Annotated in this window: 16 protein-coding genes and 1 tRNA gene; 11 read left to right on the forward strand and 6 right to left on the reverse strand. The window is 67.4% G+C overall.

What is annotated here, in order from left to right:
* The first annotated feature begins 13 nt into the window (after positions 1-13).
* From truB to E3T22_RS15915, 4 genes are read left to right on the forward strand one after another with little or no spacing between them, the layout of a single operon-like run.
* Positions 14-982 (forward strand): tRNA pseudouridine(55) synthase TruB, encoded by a 969-nt coding sequence (gene truB, locus E3T22_RS15900; protein ID WP_134479967.1) that lies wholly within the window; start codon positions 14-16, stop codon positions 980-982.
* The gene (locus tag E3T22_RS15905) at positions 979-1,347 is read left to right on the forward strand and encodes a hypothetical protein (RefSeq protein WP_088455513.1); all 369 of its coding nucleotides are present in this window, start codon (positions 979-981) and stop codon (positions 1,345-1,347) included. Before truB ends, E3T22_RS15905 begins: the two co-directional genes overlap by 4 nt.
* Positions 1,348-1,404: 57 nt before the next feature.
* Complete coding sequence (locus E3T22_RS15910; protein ID WP_088455514.1) at positions 1,405-1,869, forward strand: hypothetical protein; 465 nt, start codon at positions 1,405-1,407, stop codon at positions 1,867-1,869.
* 56 nt (positions 1,870-1,925) lie between these two features.
* The gene (locus tag E3T22_RS15915) at positions 1,926-2,867 is read left to right on the forward strand and encodes a bifunctional riboflavin kinase/FAD synthetase (RefSeq protein ID WP_103478507.1); all 942 of its coding nucleotides are present in this window, start codon (positions 1,926-1,928) and stop codon (positions 2,865-2,867) included.
* On the opposite strand, the gene E3T22_RS15920 is transcribed toward E3T22_RS15915, so the two are convergent.
* Positions 2,864-3,556: a maleylpyruvate isomerase family mycothiol-dependent enzyme gene (locus tag E3T22_RS15920; protein WP_134479965.1), complete on the reverse strand. Its 693-nt coding sequence runs from the start codon at positions 3,554-3,556 to the stop codon at positions 2,864-2,866. The two genes, E3T22_RS15915 and E3T22_RS15920, sit on opposite strands and share 4 nt — an antisense overlap.
* Before the next feature lie 23 nt (positions 3,557-3,579).
* Between E3T22_RS15920 and E3T22_RS15925 the strand changes: the two genes are divergently transcribed.
* Both E3T22_RS15925 and E3T22_RS15930 read left to right on the forward strand, forming a co-directional pair.
* Positions 3,580-4,809 carry an MFS transporter gene (locus tag E3T22_RS15925; protein WP_134479963.1) on the forward strand — a complete coding sequence of 410 codons (1,230 nt, stop codon included), beginning with the start codon at positions 3,580-3,582 and terminating at the stop codon, positions 4,807-4,809.
* 91 nt (positions 4,810-4,900) lie between these two features.
* Positions 4,901-5,848, forward strand: a complete 948-nt coding sequence (locus tag E3T22_RS15930) for a sugar-binding transcriptional regulator (RefSeq protein WP_088455518.1) — start codon at positions 4,901-4,903, stop codon at positions 5,846-5,848.
* Positions 5,849-5,856: 8 nt separating this feature from the next.
* Here E3T22_RS15930 and E3T22_RS15935 read toward each other — a convergent pair whose 3' ends face one another.
* Positions 5,857-7,218, reverse strand: a complete 1,362-nt coding sequence (locus E3T22_RS15935; RefSeq protein ID WP_370028227.1) for a zinc-dependent metalloprotease — start codon at positions 7,216-7,218, stop codon at positions 5,857-5,859.
* Positions 7,219-7,359: 141 nt separating this feature from the next.
* Between E3T22_RS15935 and E3T22_RS15940 the strand changes: the two genes are divergently transcribed.
* From E3T22_RS15940 to E3T22_RS15950, 3 genes are all read left to right on the forward strand, one after another.
* Positions 7,360-8,466 (forward strand): PDZ domain-containing protein, encoded by a 1,107-nt coding sequence (locus E3T22_RS15940; RefSeq protein WP_134479961.1) that lies wholly within the window; start codon positions 7,360-7,362, stop codon positions 8,464-8,466.
* 106 nt (positions 8,467-8,572) lie between these two features.
* A complete protein-coding gene (locus E3T22_RS15945; RefSeq protein WP_174776224.1) occupies positions 8,573-11,482 on the forward strand; it encodes a UPF0182 family protein in 2,910 nt (969 codons plus the stop codon).
* A 150-nt stretch (positions 11,483-11,632) separates the two neighbouring features.
* Positions 11,633-11,706 (forward strand) — tRNA-Met (locus E3T22_RS15950).
* A gap of 44 nt (positions 11,707-11,750) precedes the next feature.
* Here E3T22_RS15950 and arsA read toward each other — a convergent pair.
* Both arsA and arsD read right to left on the reverse strand, forming a co-directional pair.
* Positions 11,751-13,640, reverse strand: coding sequence for an arsenical pump-driving ATPase (gene arsA, locus E3T22_RS15955; RefSeq protein WP_134479959.1), 1,890 nt, complete (start codon positions 13,638-13,640; stop codon positions 11,751-11,753).
* Positions 13,640-14,056, reverse strand: a complete 417-nt coding sequence (gene arsD / locus E3T22_RS15960) for an arsenite efflux transporter metallochaperone ArsD (protein ID WP_134479957.1) — start codon at positions 14,054-14,056, stop codon at positions 13,640-13,642. Before arsD ends, arsA begins: the two co-directional genes overlap by 1 nt.
* 228 nt (positions 14,057-14,284) lie before the next feature.
* On the opposite strand from arsD, the gene E3T22_RS15965 reads away from it, so the two are divergent.
* Both E3T22_RS15965 and E3T22_RS15970 read left to right on the forward strand, forming a co-directional pair.
* Positions 14,285-14,719, forward strand: coding sequence for an arsenate reductase ArsC (locus E3T22_RS15965; protein WP_088455521.1), 435 nt, complete (start codon positions 14,285-14,287; stop codon positions 14,717-14,719).
* Positions 14,720-14,747: 28 nt separating this feature from the next.
* Positions 14,748-15,416, forward strand: a complete 669-nt coding sequence (locus E3T22_RS15970; RefSeq protein ID WP_088455522.1) for a phosphatase — start codon at positions 14,748-14,750, stop codon at positions 15,414-15,416.
* Between the two features lie 50 nt (positions 15,417-15,466).
* On the opposite strand, the gene E3T22_RS15975 is transcribed toward E3T22_RS15970, so the two are convergent.
* Both E3T22_RS15975 and adhE read right to left on the reverse strand, forming a co-directional pair.
* Positions 15,467-15,844, reverse strand: coding sequence for a hypothetical protein (locus tag E3T22_RS15975; protein ID WP_134479955.1), 378 nt, complete (start codon positions 15,842-15,844; stop codon positions 15,467-15,469).
* Between the two features lie 148 nt (positions 15,845-15,992).
* Positions 15,993-18,746, reverse strand: a complete 2,754-nt coding sequence (gene adhE, locus E3T22_RS15980) for a bifunctional acetaldehyde-CoA/alcohol dehydrogenase (protein WP_174776223.1) — start codon at positions 18,744-18,746, stop codon at positions 15,993-15,995.
* Positions 18,747-19,035: the final 289 nt, after the last annotated feature.

A 19,035-nucleotide genomic window follows, 5' to 3' on the forward strand; every position in this document is an offset into this window, starting at 1 on the left:
AGAAGGATTTCCAGTGAACGCCCCACGCCGCAAGCCCGGCAGCACGACCAGCGGCCTCGTGCTGATCGACAAGCCCCAGGGCTGGACCAGCCACGACGCCGTCGCGCGCACCCGCCGCCTGGCGAACACCCGCAAGGTCGGCCACGCCGGCACCCTGGACCCGATGGCGACGGGCCTGCTGATCCTCGGCATCAACAGCTCCACCCGGCTGCTCACCTACGTGGTCGGCCTCGATAAGGAATACCTGGCCACCATCCGGCTGGGCGCCGCGACGACCACCGACGACGCCGAGGGGGAGGAGCTCACCCGCGCGCCCGCCGAGGTCGTCGACGCCGTGACCGCTGAGGCAATCGCCGCGGGCATCCAGGGCCTGACCGGGGACATCAGTCAGCGACCCAGCGCTGTGAGCGCCATCAAGGTGGACGGCAAACGCGCCTACGCCAGGGTGCGTGCCGGCGAGGACGTCGAACTGCCCGCCCGTCCCGTCACCGTGAGCGAGTTCGAACTGCTCTCCAGCACCCCGGTCGACGGGTTCCGCGACCTCGAGGTGCGCGTCGTGTGCTCCTCAGGCACCTACATCCGGGCGCTGGCCCGCGACCTCGGCGCGGGCCTCGGCGTCGGCGGCCACCTCACCAGCCTCCGCCGTACCCGCATCGGCCCGTTCGGCATCGACGCCGCCGACCCGCTCGACCGGCTCGATGTGGCCCGCGCCCTGATCGGCCCGGCGGATGCCGCGAGCCGGCTGTTCGGCCGGCTCGATCTGAGCGAGCAGCAGGCCATCGACCTCGGCCACGGCAAGCGCATCGACGCGCCCGTCGGCACCGGAGACGCCGGACCGATCGCCGCCATCAGCCCGAACGGCAGCCTCATCGGCCTCGTCGAGTACCGCGCCGGCCAGGCCAAGTCGATCGTCAATTTCCCGCCAGACGAACCCGCCGACGGCCCCGCCGTCAGCCCCGCCGTCACGGAGGACGCCTCGTGATCGAGTGGTTCACCTACCTGCAGCTGGCGATCGCCACCGCTGCCGGCCTGCTCTGCCTGGGCCTGGGGCTGGCCGGCCGCAAGCCCACCGACGTCAGCATGGGGGCGACCCTGCTCGTCGAGGTGCTCCTGATCGTGCAGCTCGTGGTGGCCCTGGTTGCGCCGCTCACCGGCAACCAGGCCACCGGCAGCCTGCTGGAGTTCTACACCTACCTGGTCAGCGCCATCCTGCTGCCGATCGCTGGGGGAGTGTGGGCGCTCATCGAACGCAGCCGGTGGAGCACGGTGATCCTCGGGGTGGTCTGCCTGTCGGTGGCTGTCATGCTCTACCGGATGCTGCAGATCTGGACAGTGCAGGGCGTCTGAGCCGTGCGGCACGACCGGCACCGTTCGGCCCGGAGATGCTGCGATAATTACTGAGCGATGAATGATCTCAAGACCGACTCCGGAGACAACGCCACCGGTACGACGACTCCCGGCCGGGTGACCGGCATCGGGCGGGTGCTGATCATGGTCTACGGCGTCCTCGCCCTCGCCGCGACCGGCCGGTCCTTTGTACAGATCGTCGGGAAGTTCGACGAGGCCCCGCTGGCGTACACCCTCTCGGCCCTCGCCGCGGTGGTCTACATCGTCGCGACCATCGCCCTGATCAAGCGCGGACGCGCCTGGTATCGGATCGCCTGGGTCACCATCGGCTTCGAACTGCTCGGTGTTCTCGTGATCGGCACCCTCAGCCTGGTCGACCCGCAACTGTTCCCGCACGACACAGTCTGGTCGGTGTACGGCCGCGGCTACCTGTTCATCCCGTTGGTGCTGCCGATCCTGGGCATGTGGTGGCTGGCCCGCCACGCGCCGGAGCGCACCGACCGGAACGGCGTCCCGGCATGACCGGCGCCCAGGCTACGCCCACAAACGTTCCCTCAAACGTGCCCACCACCGCGGGCATGAAGGTGTTCCCCGGTCGCGGCGCCGTCCCGGCCGACTGGCCGGCCTCCGCGGTGAGCATCGGAAAGTTCGACGGTGTGCACGCCGGCCACCGCGCCGTGATCGCAGAGCTCAAGACCCTCGCCGACCGGGAAGGCCTGGCCGCCGTCGTCGTCACCTTCGACAGGCACCCGCTCTCCCTGCTGAACCCCGACAAGTGTCCCGCCGAGCTGGTCAGCGTGCAGCAGAAGCTCGACCTGCTCGGTGGCACCGGCCTCGACGCCACCGTGGTGCTCGCGTTCGACAGGGCGCTTTCGTCACTGCCGCCGGAGGACTTCGTCCGTGACATCCTCGTGAACACCCTGCACGCCCGCCACGTGATGGTGGGCCGGGACTTCAGGTTCGGCGCGCGCGGTGCCGGCGACGCCGACCTGCTCACCGAGCTCGGTGGCCGGTACGGTTTCGACGTGCGCCTGATCGACGACGTCACGCCGCAGGGGGAGCGCCGGGTCTCGTCGACGTGGATCCGCGAGCTGCTCTCCGACGGTGACGTGCGGGCGGCAACCCGGTTGCTCGGGCACACCCCCACGATGCGTGGAATGGTTGTGCACGGTGCGGCCAGGGGTCGCGAACTCGGCTATCCCACCGCGAACCTCGCGCCGGAGGCCGAGGGGCTGGTCCCCGCGGACGGCGTGTACGCCGGCTGGCTCACCGACAACGGGGTGCGCTATCCCGCCGCCATCTCCATCGGCAACAACCCCACCTTCGATGGCGTGCCGCAGAAGCAGGTCGAGGCGTACGTGCTCGACCAGGAGATCGACCTGTACGACCATGTCGTCGAGGTCGCTTTTGTCGAGCACATCCGCGGCATGGTCGCGTTCACCGGCATCGAGCCGCTGATCAGGCAGATCGAGGATGACGTCGTGAAGACCCGCGCGATCCTGCGGCTCCCGGCCGATTAGCCGGCCGGCTGCTCCGGCGGTGCCGGAACGGGTGGGGTGTCCGCGGGCAGCGGCCCGCGGCCGAACAGGAACAGAATCAGCTCCGACGCCGGTGCCCGCAGCGGCGTGCCGTGGCCGACGCTCCAATCGGCATCCGTCGCCAGCAACCGGCGTGTGCGCAGAACGGCCTTGATCTCGGTGGGGGCGATCAGACTGCGCCGCAGCGCAACCGCGCCACCGGCGGTCGCGTGAATCGGCAGGGTCAGGCCGAGCGGATGCGCCACGTCGAGGCCGTGCACCACGGCCTCGGTCAGCTCGGTGATGCCACCGCGGCCCGAGGCTGCCCTGGCTGCGGCGATCTCCCGCAGCCGCGCCACCAGCTGTGCCGGCTCGGCGGCGGCCGCGGCCCGGCTCACGGCGTCGATGGCGCGCCCCGGGCGCACAAAGTGACCGAGGTACGCGCGGGCGGCGCTGCCGAGGAGTTCGCGCTTTGTGCTGCCAAGCCGCCAGACCAGGTGTCCGGCGACATCGCGCACCCGCCAGCCTGTGCACAGGCTCTGCGCCTCCCACTGCTCGGGCGTCAGCTCGGCGAGCAGGTCGGCGATGGCCGTGACGGTGGCCGCGAGGTGCCCCGACCAGCGCGCATTCACGCCGGATTCGTTGCCGACACTCCGCAGGCTGAGGGGGAGGAGTCGCGCAAATTCTGCCATGCCGTCCAGCCTAGACTTGCCCGGTGTCAGAATTTTCGCCCCGCCCCCTCTGGACCGGGCGAACCCTGGCACTGCTGGGCATCGTCCTGGTCGCCGCCAACCTGCGCACTGCCGTCGCGGCACTCTCGCCCATCGTCAGCCAGATCTCCACGGACATCCCGCTGACCGCAACGTCCATCGGGCTCCTCGGTATGCTGCCGCCGGTCTGCTTCGCCGTCTTCGGCATCTTCACCCCGGTCTTCACCCGCCGGTTGGGCCTGGAGAACGTGCTGGTGCTCGCCCTCACCGCGATGCTCATCGGGCACCTCACCCGCGGCGGGGCGGGATCCCTCACCGCCTTGATGATCGGCAGCGTGATCACCTTCGCCGGGCTCGGGGTCGGCAACGTGCTGCTGCCGCCGCTGGTGAAGAAGTACTTCCCCGACAGGGTCGGCCTGATCACCTCCCTCTACGTCACCGTGGTGTCACTGAGCACCCTGATTCCGCCGCTGATCGCCGTGCCGGTCGCGGATGCCGCCGGCTGGCGGGTCTCCCTCGGGCTCTGGGTGCTGCCCGTGGTGTTCGCCCTCGTGCCCTGGCTGACGATGTTCGTGCGACACCGGGTGCAAGCCAGCCCGGGGGCCCTCGTCGAGGAAGCGGAGCCGGCGCTGCTCGGTCGGATCTGGCGTTCCTCGATCGCCTGGGCACTGGCCGTGGTGTTCGCGGCGTCGTCGCTGAACGCCTACGCGATGTTCGCCTGGCTACCGCAGCTGCTCATCGACACCGCGGGCGTGACCCCGGCCCAGGCCGGCACTCTGCTCTCGGTCTACGCCGCCATGGGCATCCCCTGCGCGCTGCTGATTCCGTGGCTGACCTCCCGAATGAAAAACGTGGCCATCCTGGTCTACCTGGGGGTCGCCGCTTTCCTGATCGGCGATCTTGGCCTGCTTCTGGCGCCAAGCACGCTCACCTGGCTCTGGGTGGTGCTGGCCGGTCTCGGTCCGCTGTTCTTCCCGCTCACGCTGGTTCTGATCAACCTGCGCACCCGCACCCACGCCGGGTCGGTGGCACTGAGCGGTTTTGTGCAGAGCGTCGGCTACACCCTCGGTGCGCTCGGCCCGCTGTGCGTGGCGCTGCTGCACGAGATCACCGGGGCGTGGACGGCCCCGCTGCTGTTCCTGATCGGCACGGCGCTCGCGATCACCGTGGCCGGCGCGGTTGTCGCGCGCCCGCACCTGCTCGAGGACGACCTGGAGCGCCGGCACCGCTCGTAATCCGCTGCTCATATGAGCAAGATCTGCAACGCATGTTGTACCGGCCGGTCAGCTCCACTTACGCTGGGGCCACTGAGGAAGGCGTCAACGAATGACCGACATCGACGAGCTGCTGTCTATTCGGGCGGCCGAGCTGTACTACGAAGAGGACAAGACCCAGGACGAGATCGGCACGATCCTCCGGATCACTCGTTGGAAGGTCGGCAGGCTGTTGGCCCAGGCCAAGGCGAACGGATTCATCCGCATCGAAATCGTGCATCCCCGCGCCCGCCGGCTCGGCCTCGAACGACAGCTGCGCAGAGCCACCGGCCTCGTCGATGCAATCGTGGTGTCCACTGCCGGTGTCGTCGACGAACTCGACCTGCAAAAACGCACCGCGCAGGCGGCCGCTGACTACCTCAGCGCCCTGCGCCCGGTGCCGCGCACGCTCGGTATCAGCTGGGGGCGCACCCTGCACGACATCTCGGAACAGCTCAAGCCCGGTTGGGCGAACGGCGTCAACGTCGTGCAAATCAACGGCGGCGTAAGCCTGAACGCCCGGCCGGGAACCGCCGCGGCCACCGCCGTCAGCATCGCCCAGAAGGGCGGGGGCCAGTTCACCTTGTTGCCCAGCCCCGCGATCCTGGAACGGGTCGAGACCAAGTTGGCCATCGCCTCCGACCGCTCGGTCGCGGCGGTGCTCGAGATGGGCGCCGCGGCATCCGCCTATCTGTTCAGTGCGGGCCAGGCCGACGCCGGCTCCGCCCACGTCGACAGCGGTTACCTCACCCCGGACCAGGTCGACGAACTGGTGCGCAAGGGAGCCGTCGGCGATGTGGTCGGTCGGTTCATCGACAGTGCGGGCCAAATCGTCGACCCGGCGCTGGACGAGCGCACATTCGGTATCCCGCTCGAGCAATTACGCCGAGCGAAAACTTCCGTCGCCGTGATCGGCGGCCCGCGCAAGCACGCCATCGCCCGCTCCGTCGTCCTCAGCGGCCTGTGCACGGTCCTGATCACCGACGAAGACACCGCCCAGGCGCTGATCGGAGCCGCCTGACCCCTTCGTTACGCCTCGTGGGGACGGTCGGGGTTGTCGTCTCGGAGGAGGTCGGCCAGGGCCTGGTCGATGTCGTCCAGGACCGGGGGCTCGCCCTTGGCGGTGGAGGTCAGCCGAGCGACCAGGGCCTGCGGGTCGTCGAGGTCCGCGGACGTCGGCAGGATGTCGGGGTGCGCCCACAGGGCGTCCCTGGCCTCGTTGCCCACGGCGTCGGTGACGGCCTGCCACATTGCGGCGGCCTCACGCAGGCGGCGGGGGCGCAGCTCCAGGCCCACCAGGGTGGCGAAGGCCGACTCTGCGGGGCCGCCGGATGCCCGGCGCCGCTTGACGGTCTCGTTGATCGCGTCGGCGCGCGGCAGCCGGCTGGTGGCCTCCACGGTGACCACGTCGACCCAGCCCTCCACCAGGGCGAGCATGGTCTCGAGCCGGCCGAGGGCGGCCAGCTGGGCGTCGGACTTGGGCGGGATCAGGGAGCCGTTCACCATGGCGTCCCGCAGTTCCTCGGGGTTCGACGGGTCGAAGCCCTCGGCGAGGGACTCCAGCCGTTCGGTGTCGATGCTGATGCCGTGGGCGAAATCGGTGATCGAGCTGATCATGTGCAGACGCAACCAGCGGGAGTGCCGGAACAGGCGGGCGTGGGCGAGCTCACGCACGGCGAGATAGATCTGCACCTGGTCGATGGGCACGTCAAGGCCCTCGCCGAACTCGGCGACGTTCTGGGGGAGCAGGGCGGCCTGCTGGTCGCTGAACAGGGGGATGCCGATGTCGCCGCCGGAGACGACCTCGCTGGCGAGCTGGCCGACAACCTGACCCAGCTGCATGGCGAACAGGGTGCCGCCGAGGCTACGCATCATCTGGCTGGCACCGGCGAGCATGCCCTTGAGCTCCTCTGGGGCCTGTTCGGTGAGCACGTTGGTGAGCGAATCCGAAATGCTCGTCGCGACGGGCTCGGAAAGCTGGCTCCACAGCGGCATGGTGGCGGTCACCCACTCTTTGCGGGTCATCAGGCGCGGGACAACTGTGAGCTCGGCGACGTTGATCACGTCATCCAGCCAGAGCGCCGCGATGTGGAAGGCCTGCTCGAACTCGGCGCGCTGGGCGTCGGTCGTGCTGAGCTGCCCGGTGGCCGCGCGTTCCTGGCCCTGCTGCAGGGCGATGCCCCAGTTGATGCCGCCGTCGCCGCCGCCCTTCAGGGCGCCCTGCAGCTGGCTCATCAGCGCCGCCACACTGGCGGGATCGTTCGGGAGTCCGGCCGCGCCGGCTAATTGGCCGGGGTCGATGGACGACTTGCCCGACAGGATGTCTCGGAGCATGTCCCGGAATTCGTCTTCTGGGTTCTGACCTTCGTCGGGTCGGGAGTCATCGGCCACTTCAGGCACCTCTCAGTTGCGTCCCTCTACGCTAGCCCGAGAACCCCGGCTAGAACTGGGAAATGACCTACGCTGGGTTCTTGCCTTGTCGCCCGTAGCGAACAGCTTGCGCACTTCCCCTTCATCCTTCTAAGGAGCCTGGTGGCCCTCTTCACCGCTGACCCGCATTCAGGCTCCGACCGACCCCGCAAGGGTTCGCGCACGGGGTGGGTGGTGCTGGGTATCGCACTGGTCACCGGGCTCACCCTGGCGATCGTGCCGTCACCGTATGTCGTGGAGAAGCCCGGGCCCGTGTACAACACGCTCGGATCCGCCGAATATGACGGGGAGAAAACCGACCTCATCACGATCCCGGACGAGACCGTGTACCCGACGGAGGGCACGCTGGACCTGCTCACGGTCTCGGTGCTCGGCAACCCGGACAACCGCCTGAACTGGTTGACGGTCGCGTCGGCCTGGCTCGACCCGAGCCAGGCGGTGGTGCCGATGGAGTCGGTCTTCCCGGCCGACGTCAGCACCGAACAGCGTGACGAGCAGAACCAGGCGGCCATGGTGAACTCCCAGCGGGACGCCATCGCCGCGGCGTTGACCAACCTCGGCTACGACTACCCGACCGAACTGAGCGTGGTGTCACTGGCCGACGAGGCGCCGGCGACCGGCCTGATCGAGGCCGGCGACCTGATCGAGACCGTCAACGGGGAAGCCGTGGCCGACATCACCGCGCTGCGGGCGGCACTCACCGCCAGCGGCGCCGACGCCCCGGCCACCATCGGGCTGACCCGCGACGGCGCCGAGCAGAGCGTCGAGGTCACCCCCGTCGACGTCGACGGCAACGTGGTTCTGGGAATCAACGTCAAGTCGGAGTACAAGTTCCCGTTCGACGTCAACATCCAGCTCGACAAGGTCGGCGGGCCCAGCGCCGGCATGATGTTCGCGTTGGGCATCATCGACAAGCTCACCCCGGGGTCCATCCATGGTGGGGCGGATGTCGCCGGCACCGGAACCATCGACCAGTCCGGCAGTGTCGGCCCCATCGGCGGGATCCGCCAAAAGCTCTTCGGAGCCAAAGAAGCCGGTGCCGAGTGGTTCCTGGCTCCCGCCGCCAACTGCGACGAGGTCTCCGGTCACATCCCGGATGGCTTGACGGTCCTGGCCGTGAGCACCCTCGTCGAGTCCCTCGCTGCGCTGGATGCCATCGGCACCGGAGCCGACACCGGCGACCTGCCGACCTGTCCGGCAACCCGATAGCACGGGCACTTCTGGGTGAGCCCTCAGCGAACTCGGGGTTTGCCCTGAGGGCGGCTGCATAGAATGAGGGTCTGACCCCCGATCTATCAGAGCAAGAGGCCAATTCGTGACCACATCATCCGCTGGAAGCGCTCCACGCCGGAGCCGTGCCCCGCTCGCCATCACGGCAGCGATCATTGCGGGGCTGGTGATCTTGTTCTTCATCTTCGCCGGGCTCTATGCCGACGTGTTGTGGTTCGACCAGCTCGGCTTCCTCAGCGTGCTGACCACGCAATGGATCGCCAGCGCGGTTCTGTTCGTCATCGGGTTCCTCGGCATGGCCGTGCCGGTCTGGGTGAGCATTCAGCTCGCCTACAGGCTGCGCCCGGTCTACGCCAAGCTGAACTCGCAGGTCGATCGTTACCAGCAGGTCATCGAGCCGCTGCGCCGGCTCGCGATGTACGGCATCCCCGCCCTGCTCGGCCTCTTCGCCGGTGTCGCCGCCGCGACCCACTGGCAGACGATCCTGATGTGGCTCAACCGCACCGAGGCGGGCACCACCGACCCGCAGTTCGGCTTCGACGTGTCGTTCTACCTCTTCGACCTGCCGTTCTACCAGTCGCTGCTGGCCTTCAGCTCCGCCGTCGTGCTCATCTCCGCGCTGGTCGCTCTCGCCACCTCTTACCTGTACGGCGCCATCCGCGTCACCGGCCGTGAGGTCTTCGTGGCCAAGGCCGCCCGCGTGCAGATCGCCATCACCGCCGCGGTCTACCTACTGCTGCAGGGTGTCAGCATCTGGCTGGACCAGTACTCCACCCTCACCCAGTCGAACGACCTGATCACCGGCGCCGGTTACACCGACGTCAGCGCCACCATTCCCGGGCGTGCAATCCTGGCCGGCATCGCGGTCTTCGTGGCCATCCTCTTCATCGTCACGGCCTTCATCGGTCGTTGGCGCCTGCCGGTGATCGGCACCGCGTTGCTGATCGTGAGCAGCCTGCTGATCGGTTCGCTCTACCCCTGGGTCGTGCAGCGCTTCCAGGTGGACCCGAGCGCGAAGACCCTCGAAGCGCCGTATATCCAGCGCAACATCGACCTCACCCGCGATGCCTACGGCGTCGCCGATGTGGAAGAGATCCCGTACACCGCCACCACCGAGGCCACGCCAGGCGCCCTGCGCGAGGACGCGGAGACCACTGCCAACATTCGCATCCTCGACCCCGCCCTGGTCAGCGACGCGTTCGCCCAGCTCGAGCAGTTCAAGCAGTACTACCAGTTCCCGTCCAAGCTCGACGTGGACCGCTACACGATCGACGGCAAGTCCCAGGACACCGTGGTGTCGGTTCGTGACCTCAACCTCAACGGCCTGAGCAGCGAGACGTGGGTCAACTCATCGGTCGTCTACACGCACGGCTACGGGGTCGTCGCCGCCTACGGCAACCAGCGTTCGGCCGACGGCCAGCCGGTGTTCCTGGAGAACGGCATCCCCACGTCGGGAGCGCTCGGCGAGTTCGAGCCGCGGGTGTACTTCGGCGAGACCTCACCGACCTACTCGATCGTCGGCGCCCCTGAGGGCACCGACCCCATCGAACTGGACTATCCGTCCGGCGAGGACGGCGCCCAGCAGACCTACACCACCTTCACCGGTGACGGCGGTCCCAGCCTGAACGGCCCGTTCAACAAGCTGATCTACGCACTCAAGTTCCAGTCCGAGCAGATCTTCCTGGCCAACGCCGTCAACGACGAGTCCCAGATCCTCTACGACCGCGACCCGATCACCCGCGTGCAGAAGGTCGCCCCGTACCTCACGCTCGACTCCGACCCGTACCCGACCGTCGTCGACGGACGCATCAAGTGGGTTGTGGACGCGTACACGACCTCGGCCAGCTACCCGTACTCCACCGCGGTCAGCCTGAGCGACGCCATCGCCGACACCGAGACGCCCGAACAGCCGTTCGCGCTGGACAACATCAACTACATGCGCAACTCCGTCAAGGCGACCGTGGATGCCTACGACGGCTCCGTGACCCTGTACGCCTGGGATGAAGAAGACCCGCTGCTGCAGACCTGGCAGAAGATCTTCCCGTCGACTGTCGAGCCGATGAGCGAGATGACCGGCGACATGATGAGTCACGTGCGTTACCCGGCCGACATGTTCAAGGTGCAGCGCGCGGTCCTGGGCAAGTACCACGTGACCGACCCCGGTTCGTTCTACTCCGAAGACGATGCCTGGACCACACCGAACGACCCCGTGTCGCCGAGCACCAACACCACCCTGCAGCCGCCGTACTACCTGACGATGCAGATGCCCGGCCAGGATGCGCCGTCGTACTCGCTGTACTCGACCTTCATCCCCAACGCGTCCGGTGAAACCAGCCGGAACGTCCTGACGGGGTACCTTGCCGCCGACGCGGATGCGGGTGCCACCGACGGGGAACGGGCGGAGGGTTACGGCAAGCTGCGCCTGTTGACCTTGCCGAACGACATCACGGTGCCCGGTCCCGGCCAGGTGCAGGCCAAGTTCAACGGTGATCCCACGATCTCCGCCGAGCTCAACCTGCTCAAGCAGGGCCAGTCCAGCGTGCTCAACGGAAACCTGCTGACGCTGCCCGTCGGTGGCGGTCTGCTCTACGTGCAGCCCGTCTACGTGCAGTCCACCGGTGAGACCAGCTACCCGCTGCTGCAGAAGGTCCTGGTGGCCTTCGGTGACCAGATCGCCTTCGAGGACACACTCGATAACGCACTCAACGTGCTCTTCGGCGGTGAGTCCGGGGCCAACGCCGGCGACACCGACGTGCCGGCCGTGGAAACGCCCGCCCCGGGCGAGGCTCCCGTCGACGGAGGCGCAGCCCCGTCGACGACGACCGGTGACCCGGCGACGGATGCTCAGATCAGGTCGCTCCTCGCGGAAGCCAAGCTGGCCGTGACCGAGAAGCAGGCGGCCCTGACGTCGGGTGACTTCTCCGCTTATGGGGTTGCCGACAAGAAGCTGAATGATGCGGTCGCCGAGCTGCTGGTGCTGCTCGACCAGCAGTAGCGTGTAGTTAGCCGCCTCATCCATGCGCGGGTGGTGCGCCGGGGAAACCCGGTCGCACCACCCGCGTTTTGTCTGTGCCGGGTGCGACGCGCCCGGGCGGCGTCCCCGATTCGAGGGCCTTGGGTAACTGTGGTAACTTAGTTCTTGTAGCGCGGGGTGGAGCAGTTCGGTAGCTCGCTGGGCTCATAACCCAGAGGTCGTAGGTTCAAATCCTGCCCCCGCAACTAAAACAAAAGTCCCGGTCTCGAAAGAGACCGGGACTTTTGCGTTAACCCCCTGACAGGCCAGCCAGCGCCGGAATGCCGATCGGCTCCACCGCCAGAAGCGGCACGATAGCGGTGCGGGCGGCGTACCGGGTGCGGACCGCGTCGATCTCGGGCAGCTCGTTGGCCGCCCGGCGCTTCAGCAGCGCCGAGGTCGGTGACGCCGCCGCGATCGAGTTGTTCACGATCCACGCCCACGGTTCGATGCCGGCACGCCTCAGGTCCTCCTGCAAGCCGGCGGCCTCGAGCACCGGAGTGGTCTCGGCCAGGGTCACCAGCAGTACCTTGGTCTGGGCCGGATCCTGCAGCTTCATCATCGGGGTGACGAAGTGCATCGAGGTGCCCATCTGGCGGGCGATCTCCCGGTGATAGGACCCCGCCGCGTCCAGCAGTAGCAGGGTGTGCCCGGTCGGGGCGGTGTCGAGCACCACGAATTTGTTCTTGGCCTCCCGGGTCACCTTGGAGAAGGCCTGGAAAACAGCGATCTCTTCGGTGCACGGCGATCGCAGGTCTTCGCGCAGCATGGCCAGGCCCTGTTCGTCGAGGCGGCTGCCCTTGGTGGTCAGGACGTGCTCGGTGTAGCGCTCGATCTCCACGGCCGGGTCGATGCGGGAGACCTCGAGGTTGGTGAGTTCGCCGGCGAGGGTGTCGGTCAGGTGCGCGGCGGGGTCTGTTGTGGTGAGGTGCACGGCGAAGCCGCGTTCGGCCAGGGCGACGGCGACGGCAGCCGCCATAGTGGTCTTTCCCACGCCGCCCTTGCCCATCAGTATCACCAGCCCGTGGCCGTCGGCGGCGATCTGGTCCACCAGAACCTCAAGGCCGGCATCCCCGAGTTGCCCCGCACCGGACGAACTGCCCAGGTGTGCGGGGGCAACTTGTCCGGACGTGGGCAGCTCGGCGGCGGGCTCGGGGCTCACAGAGCTGCCGTCGTGGGGGAGGAGGCCGCGGAGGGCGGGCAGGCCCACCATGTTCGTGGCCATCAGCGGCAGGTAATCGGTGGGCAGCGCGACCAGCACGGGGTCGCGGGCGTCGAGCGCCCGCTGTTCCCGCAGGCGGATGGCGGCCGCCAGTGGGTCGTCAGCCCCCGCGGGGGGCCCCGTTGCGGGTGAGGGCAGTTCGGCATCCGGGCCCGGTAGCACACCGTTGATCACCAGGTACTGCCGGTCCATGCCGATCGCGGCCAGCTCGGTGTGGGTGCGGGCGGCCTCGGCCAGGGTGGACTGCTGGGCGCGGGAGACGAGCACCAGACGGGTGCGCTCGGGGTCGCCGAGTGCCGCCACGGCCTGCGCGTATACCGCGCGTTGCTTCTCCAGGCCGGACAGCGGGCCCAGACACGACGGGTCGCCCTTGCCCGCGGTGAGGAACTCGGTCCAGTCGCCGGGCAGCTGCAGCAGCCGGATGGTGTGCCCGGTCGGTGCGGTGTCGAAGACGATGTGGTCGTACGCGGCGGTCCAGGCGGCATCCGTGAGCAGGTCGGTGAACTCGTTGAACGAGGCGATCTCGGTGGTGCAGGCGCCGGAGAGCTGCTCCTCGATCGAGGCGACCTCCGCGGCGGGCAGCAGGCCACGCACCGGGCCCACAATGCGTTCGCGGTACTGCTGAACGGCCTGCTCCGGGTCGATCTCCAGCGCGGCAAGCCCGGGCACGGCGTCGATCTGAGTCACGGTGTTGCCGATGCTGACGCCGAACACCTGGCCGACGTTCGAGGCCGGGTCGGTGCTGACTAGCAGCACGGATGCGCCGCCCTCGGCCAGTCGGATCGCGCTTGCGCAGGCGATCGAGGTCTTGCCGACGCCGCCCTTGCCGGTGAAGAACAGGAACCGTGGGGCATCCGCCAGGAAGGCGGTGGAGCTGCGGGTGCCGGTGTCGAGAAGGATGTCGGTGCCGACGGTCATCAGCAGCAGCAGCCTTCGCCGCCGCCGCCGCCGCCGCCGCCGCAGCAGCCGTCAGCGGAGGCACCGGGCTGGGCGGCACTGAGCAGCGACGGCCGGTCTTCGGCCGCGGGGGCGCCCAGGCCGGCCCACTTGGCCAACTCGGGGCGGGACGGGTACCGGCCGGTGAGCACGGTGGCGCCGTCGACCATCGTGACGGGAAGACCTTCCTGGCCAACCGTGTGCAGGAAACTGCGCATGGTCTCGTTCTCGGCGAACGCCAGGGGCTCCTGGGCGAGGTTGAACCGGCGCACGCTGCCGCCGGCCGAGGTCGCCCAGTCGATGTCGGCCGACACCGTCACGAGCTGCTGGTCGACGTCGACACCACAAATGCCGGTGCCGCAGCACAGGCCGGGTTCGAAGATCTGGATGGACGTCATGGGAGCCTCGGTATCCGCCGGGCGATGCGACACGGTGTCGAGCGCATCCGGCCATCCCAGCATATCGACGTGCATCGATTTACACCATTGCCGACCGGCGCCGGGAGTGGGTGAACGGGAGGTGAATGGCGCGTGAGCGGCTCAAGACAATTTCTGCACTGGTGCCGCAGCCGGCGTGAATCGTCTATATTGACAGATGTCGATCAATCACCAGCCGAAGGAATCCCCATGTCTGACCTCAGCGCAGGTACGTCCGCCGCCAAGCCCACAGTTCTGTTCGTCTGCGTGCACAATGCCGGCCGGTCCCAGATGGCCGCCGGATACCTGACGGCGCTCTCCGGAGGTCGCGTCGAGGTGCTCTCGGCCGGTTCCGAGCCGAAGGACCAGATCAACCCCGTCGCCATCGAGGCCATGGCTGAAGACGGCATCGACATTGCACACAACGTGCCCAAAATTCTCACGACCGAGGCCGTCAAAGACTCCGACGTCGTGATCACCATGGGCTGCGGCGATGCCTGCCCGATCTTCCCCGGCAAGCGCTATGAGGACTGGGAGCTGGCCGACCCGGCCGGTCAGGGCATCGAATCGGTGCGCCCGATCCGTGACGACATCAAGGCTCGCATCGAGAAGCTGCTCGCCGAGATCCTTCCCGTCACCGCCTGACCACCCGACACTCGACAAGGTGAAGAAAATGGATGTTTCGGACCGTCGCCCCCTTCCCGGTCTCACCTTCCCGGAGGCGTACCTGCACCGTCTTTCCGACGAGCTCTCGCTCAAGTTCTCCGGTATCTTCGGCCTCGAGACCGTGGAACGATACGTGCTCGAGTCGTACACCAGCCTCCTGCGCGGATCGACGGTGCGCGCACACGTCGCCGCTCGCACGGTTCGGTTCGCCACGGACCGGCTCACCGCGCTCGCCCAGGCCAAGGGCGCGATTGCCCGGGACGTCCCCGAGGTGCTCTTCGTCTGCGAGCAGAATGCGGGCCGGTCCCAGATGGCCGCCGTACTCACCGCGCACCTCTCCGGCGGGCGCGTTCACGTACGCAGCGCCGGCTCGATGCCCTCCGGTGAGATCCACGCCACCGTGATCGCCGCCATGGCTGAAATCGGCCTGGACCTGGGCGAAGAGTTTCCCAAGCCCCTCACCGACGACGTGGTGCAGGCCGCCGACGTCGTGGTGACCATGGGTTGCGGCGACGCCTGCCCGGTCTACCCGGGCAAGCGCTACCAGGACTGGGAGCTGGCCGACCCGGCCGGACAATCGCTGGAAGCCGTGCGGGACATCCGGGACGACATCCGCGCCCACGTCGTCACGCTGCTGACCAGTGTCGGTGTGGAACCCCACTCCCTCCCGGCCTGATCAGACCCGGCTCGCAGCTCAGCCGCCTTGTCGTGGCGCCAGGAATTCGGCTAGTCCGCGTTCGGGGTGTCTTTGTGCTTCGTGAGTTCGGCTCGATCGTCGGCGGAGGACTGACGATCGCTCTTGGCGTGGGAGCGGTCCAGCGCTGCTGCTCGCCGTTCTCCGTGGCCTGAATATATTTCGCTGGTGTCCAAAAAGGCCTCGAGGTCGGCGGCTTCGGCACGCTTGTCAGACTCGACATCGCGGATGTCGGCCTCATCGTCCCGTCGGTGTGCGTCCACCAGGATCTTTTCGATCTTCTGATCCTGGGCGGCTTGGCTGGAGGTTCGAGCCTCGTCCTGCTCGTCCTGCTCGTCCTGAGGGATGCGGGCTGAATCGGGTCCAGCAGCGTCAGCGTTGCCGTGCGGAGTGTCAGTTGGGTTGCCCACAGTGTCCATCTAACACCAATGGGTGGTGAGGAGCGACGGGCGACCGCGACCGCCGGCACCGTTCTCGCAACACAGAACGGCCCCGCACGAGAGTGCGGGGCCGTTGTGGTGGTGCAGGTCGAACGGTTGTTGCTGTGACGCGTGGAGCCTACTTGCCGGCCTTGCGGGCGGGCTTCTTGGCGTCCTCGGTCGGAGCGGCAACCACTGCACCGGTCTCGTGCGCGGCGTCAACCACGGCTGCGCGTCCAGCGCGAACCTCGGCGAACGACGTGCCGTAGTACGCGGCTTCCATGAGGGTCTTCATGTCCTCGAGCATCGGCATCCGCGGGTTGGCGGGTGCGCACTGGTCGCCGTAGGCGCCCATGGCGAGCGAGTCGAGGCGGCTGATGAAGTCCTCTTCCGGCACACCCTGTGCCTGGAAGGACGGCTTGATGCCGACCTGGTCGCGCAGCTTCTCGACGGCCTTGGCGTAGGACTCGACGCCCTCGGCCGGGGTGGAGGCCGGGAGGCCGAGGTGCTTCGCGATTTCCTGGAAGCGCTCCGGGGCGATGTAGTGCTCGTACTTGGGCCAGCTGGTCAGCTTGGTCGGTACGGTGCCGTTGTACCGGATCACGTGCGGCAGGTAGGTCGCGTTGACCCGGCCGTGGATCAGGTGCAGCTGCGCGCCGGTGACGTGAGCCATGGCGTGGACTATGCCCAGGAAGGCGTTACCGAATGCCATACCGGAGATCGATGCGGCGTTGTGCATCTTCTCGCGAGCCTTGATCACGGCGTCATCGGTGCTGCCGATGGTGCCCTTGACGCTGGTCTCGATGTTCTCGAAGATCAGCTTGATCGCGTGCAGGCAGAGGCCGTCGGTGAAGTCGTTCGCGTACACCGAGACATACGCCTCAGTGGCGTGGGTCAGGGCGTCGAAGCCGGAGTCTGCGGCGAGGAACGACGGCATCATGGCCGTGAGCACGGGGTCGATGATCGCGACGGACGGGATCAGCGCGTAGTCGGCCAGCGGGTACTTGACGCCGGTGACGTCGTCGGTGATGACGGCGAACGGGGTCATCTCGCTACCGGTGCCCGAGGTGGTCGGGATGCAGACCAGCTTGGCGAGCTCACCGAGGTCGGGGAACTTGAACGCGCGCTTGCGCACGTCGAAGAACTTTTCCTTCATGTCGGCGAAGTCGATTTCGGGGTGTTCGTACAGCAGCCACATGACCTTGGCGGCGTCCATCGGCGAACCGCCACCGAGGGCGATGATGGTGTCCGGCTTGAAGGCGCGCATTTCCTCTGCGCCCTTCTCGACGGCGGCAACGGTGGGCTCGGGGAGCACGTTGTCGATGATCTGCAGGGCAACGCGGCCCTCACGGCGGTTGAGCACGTCGAGGATCTTGTCGACGAAGCCCAGGCGGGTCATGGTCGAGTCGGTGACGATGGTGACCCGGGTGACGTCGCGCATGTCGGCCAGGTAACGGATGGCGTTCGGCTCGAAGTAGGTCTTCGCGGGGATCTTGAACCACTGCAAGTTGTTGTTCCTCCGGCCGATGCGCTTGATGTTGATCAGGTTGATCGCCGAGACGTTGTTCGAGACGGAGTTGTGTCCGTACGAACCACAGCCGAGCGTGAGCGAGGGGATGAACGCGTTGTAAATGTCACCGATGCCACCGAGCGAGCTGGGGGCGTTGGTGATGATGCGGACAGCCTTGACGCGCTTGCCGAATTCTTCGATGATCGCGGGGTTTTCGCTGTGGATCGAGCCCGAGTGGCCCAGTCCGTCGAATTCCACCATCTGCTCGGAGAGCGAGATGCCCTCTTCGGCGTCCTTGGCGTGCATGACGGCGAGCACCGGTGCCAGCTTTTCGCGGGTCATCGGCTCGTGCGGTCCGACTCCGGACACCTCGACCAGGATGATCGACGTTTCTTCGGGGACGCTGAAGCCGGCCTGCTGTGCGATCCACACCGGCGACTTGCCGACGACGTTCGGGTTCAGCTTGGCGCCGGCGCAGTTCTCCGAGTTGGCCTGCACGCCGAAGATGAACTCTTCGAGGAGGGCCTTCTCTTCTGCGTTGGTGCGGTAGGCGTGCAGGATCTTGAACTCGGCCATGGCCTCGTTGTAGAGGGGCTCTTCGATGATGACGGCCTGCTCGGAAGCGCAGATCATGCCGTAGTCGAAGGCCTTCGAGAGCACGACGTCGTTGACGGCACGCTTGAGCTTGGCGCTCTTCTCGATGAAGGCGGGCACGTTGCCGGCGCCGACGCCCAGGGCGGGCTTGCCGCAGGAGTACGCGGCGCGGACCATGGCGTTTCCACCGGTCGCGAGGATGAGTGCCACACCGGGGTGGTTCATCAGCAGGGTGGAGGCCTCGAGGGACGGCTGTTCGATCCACTGGATGCAGTTGGCGGGTGCGCCTGCTGCGATGGCGGCGTCGCGGACGACGCGGGCGGCGGCTGCGGAGGACTCCTGCGCGGCGGGGTGGAAGCCGAAGATGATGGGGTTGCGGGTCTTGAGCGCGATGAGCGACTTGAAGATCGCGGTGGACGTACAGTTCGTGACCGGGGTGATGCCACAGATGACGCCGACGGGCTCGGCGATCTCGGTGATGCCGGTGAGCTCGTCGCGGCTGATGATGCCCACGGTCTTGAGGTTCTGCATGCTGTTGGTGACGTGCTCGCACGCGAAGAGGTTCTTCACGGCCTTGTCTTCGAAGACTCCACGGCCGGTCTCAGCGACGGCGTGCACGGCGAGCGTGGCGTGCTGGGACAGCGCGGCGACGGAGGCCTTCTTGACGATGTAGTCGATCTGTTCCTGGGTGAAGTCCGCGTAGTCCTTCAGCGCGACGTTGCCGGCGGCAACCAGGGTGTCGATCTTCGTAGCTATGGGAGTGGCGACTGGTTGGTCTGTGATCGTCATAGTTTTCCTCCTGGACAACCCGATCTGGGATCTTTGTCTCTGGTTCAAACATAGGCTGCCGGAACGCCCAAAACACGGGCCAAAGGTCCCACGTGCACTGCCTTTCGGCGCCCGTTCAGCATCCGTTCGCCCTGCACCGCAACTGTGCCCCGTTCGGACAATTGCGCCCGGTGCGCCGGAGGTGGATTCAACTGGTCGATGCAACACCGCTGTTTTCTTGGTCTGAGAGTAGCTGATGCAGGGCTTCTCGCGGGGTGGCTGCGTCGAGCCGTTTTCGTGGTCGGTCGTT

The organism is Cryobacterium sp. TMB3-10 (assembly GCF_004402305.1).
Lineage (GTDB): Bacteria > Actinomycetota > Actinomycetes > Actinomycetales > Microbacteriaceae > Cryobacterium > Cryobacterium zongtaii.

Excerpts from the sequence above, each read along its gene's own strand:
- E3T22_RS15910 (WP_088455514.1), top strand. The coding sequence starts at position 1,405 with ATGAATGATCTCAAGACCGACTCCGGAGACAACGCCACCGGTACGACG.
- E3T22_RS15915 (WP_103478507.1), top strand. The coding sequence starts at position 1,926 with ATGAAGGTGTTCCCCGGTCGCGGCGCCGTCCCGGCCGACTGGCCGGCC.
- E3T22_RS15920 (WP_134479965.1), bottom strand. The coding sequence starts at position 3,556 with ATGGCAGAATTTGCGCGACTCCTCCCCCTCAGCCTGCGGAGTGTCGGC.
- E3T22_RS15930 (WP_088455518.1), top strand. The coding sequence starts at position 4,901 with ATGACCGACATCGACGAGCTGCTGTCTATTCGGGCGGCCGAGCTGTAC.
- arsA (WP_134479959.1), bottom strand. The coding sequence starts at position 13,640 with ATGACCGTCGGCACCGACATCCTTCTCGACACCGGCACCCGCAGCTCC.
- arsD (WP_134479957.1), bottom strand. The coding sequence starts at position 14,056 with ATGACGTCCATCCAGATCTTCGAACCCGGCCTGTGCTGCGGCACCGGC.
- E3T22_RS15965 (WP_088455521.1), top strand. The coding sequence starts at position 14,285 with ATGTCTGACCTCAGCGCAGGTACGTCCGCCGCCAAGCCCACAGTTCTG.
- E3T22_RS15970 (WP_088455522.1), top strand. The coding sequence starts at position 14,748 with ATGGATGTTTCGGACCGTCGCCCCCTTCCCGGTCTCACCTTCCCGGAG.
- adhE (WP_174776223.1), bottom strand. The coding sequence starts at position 18,746 with ATGACGATCACAGACCAACCAGTCGCCACTCCCATAGCTACGAAGATC.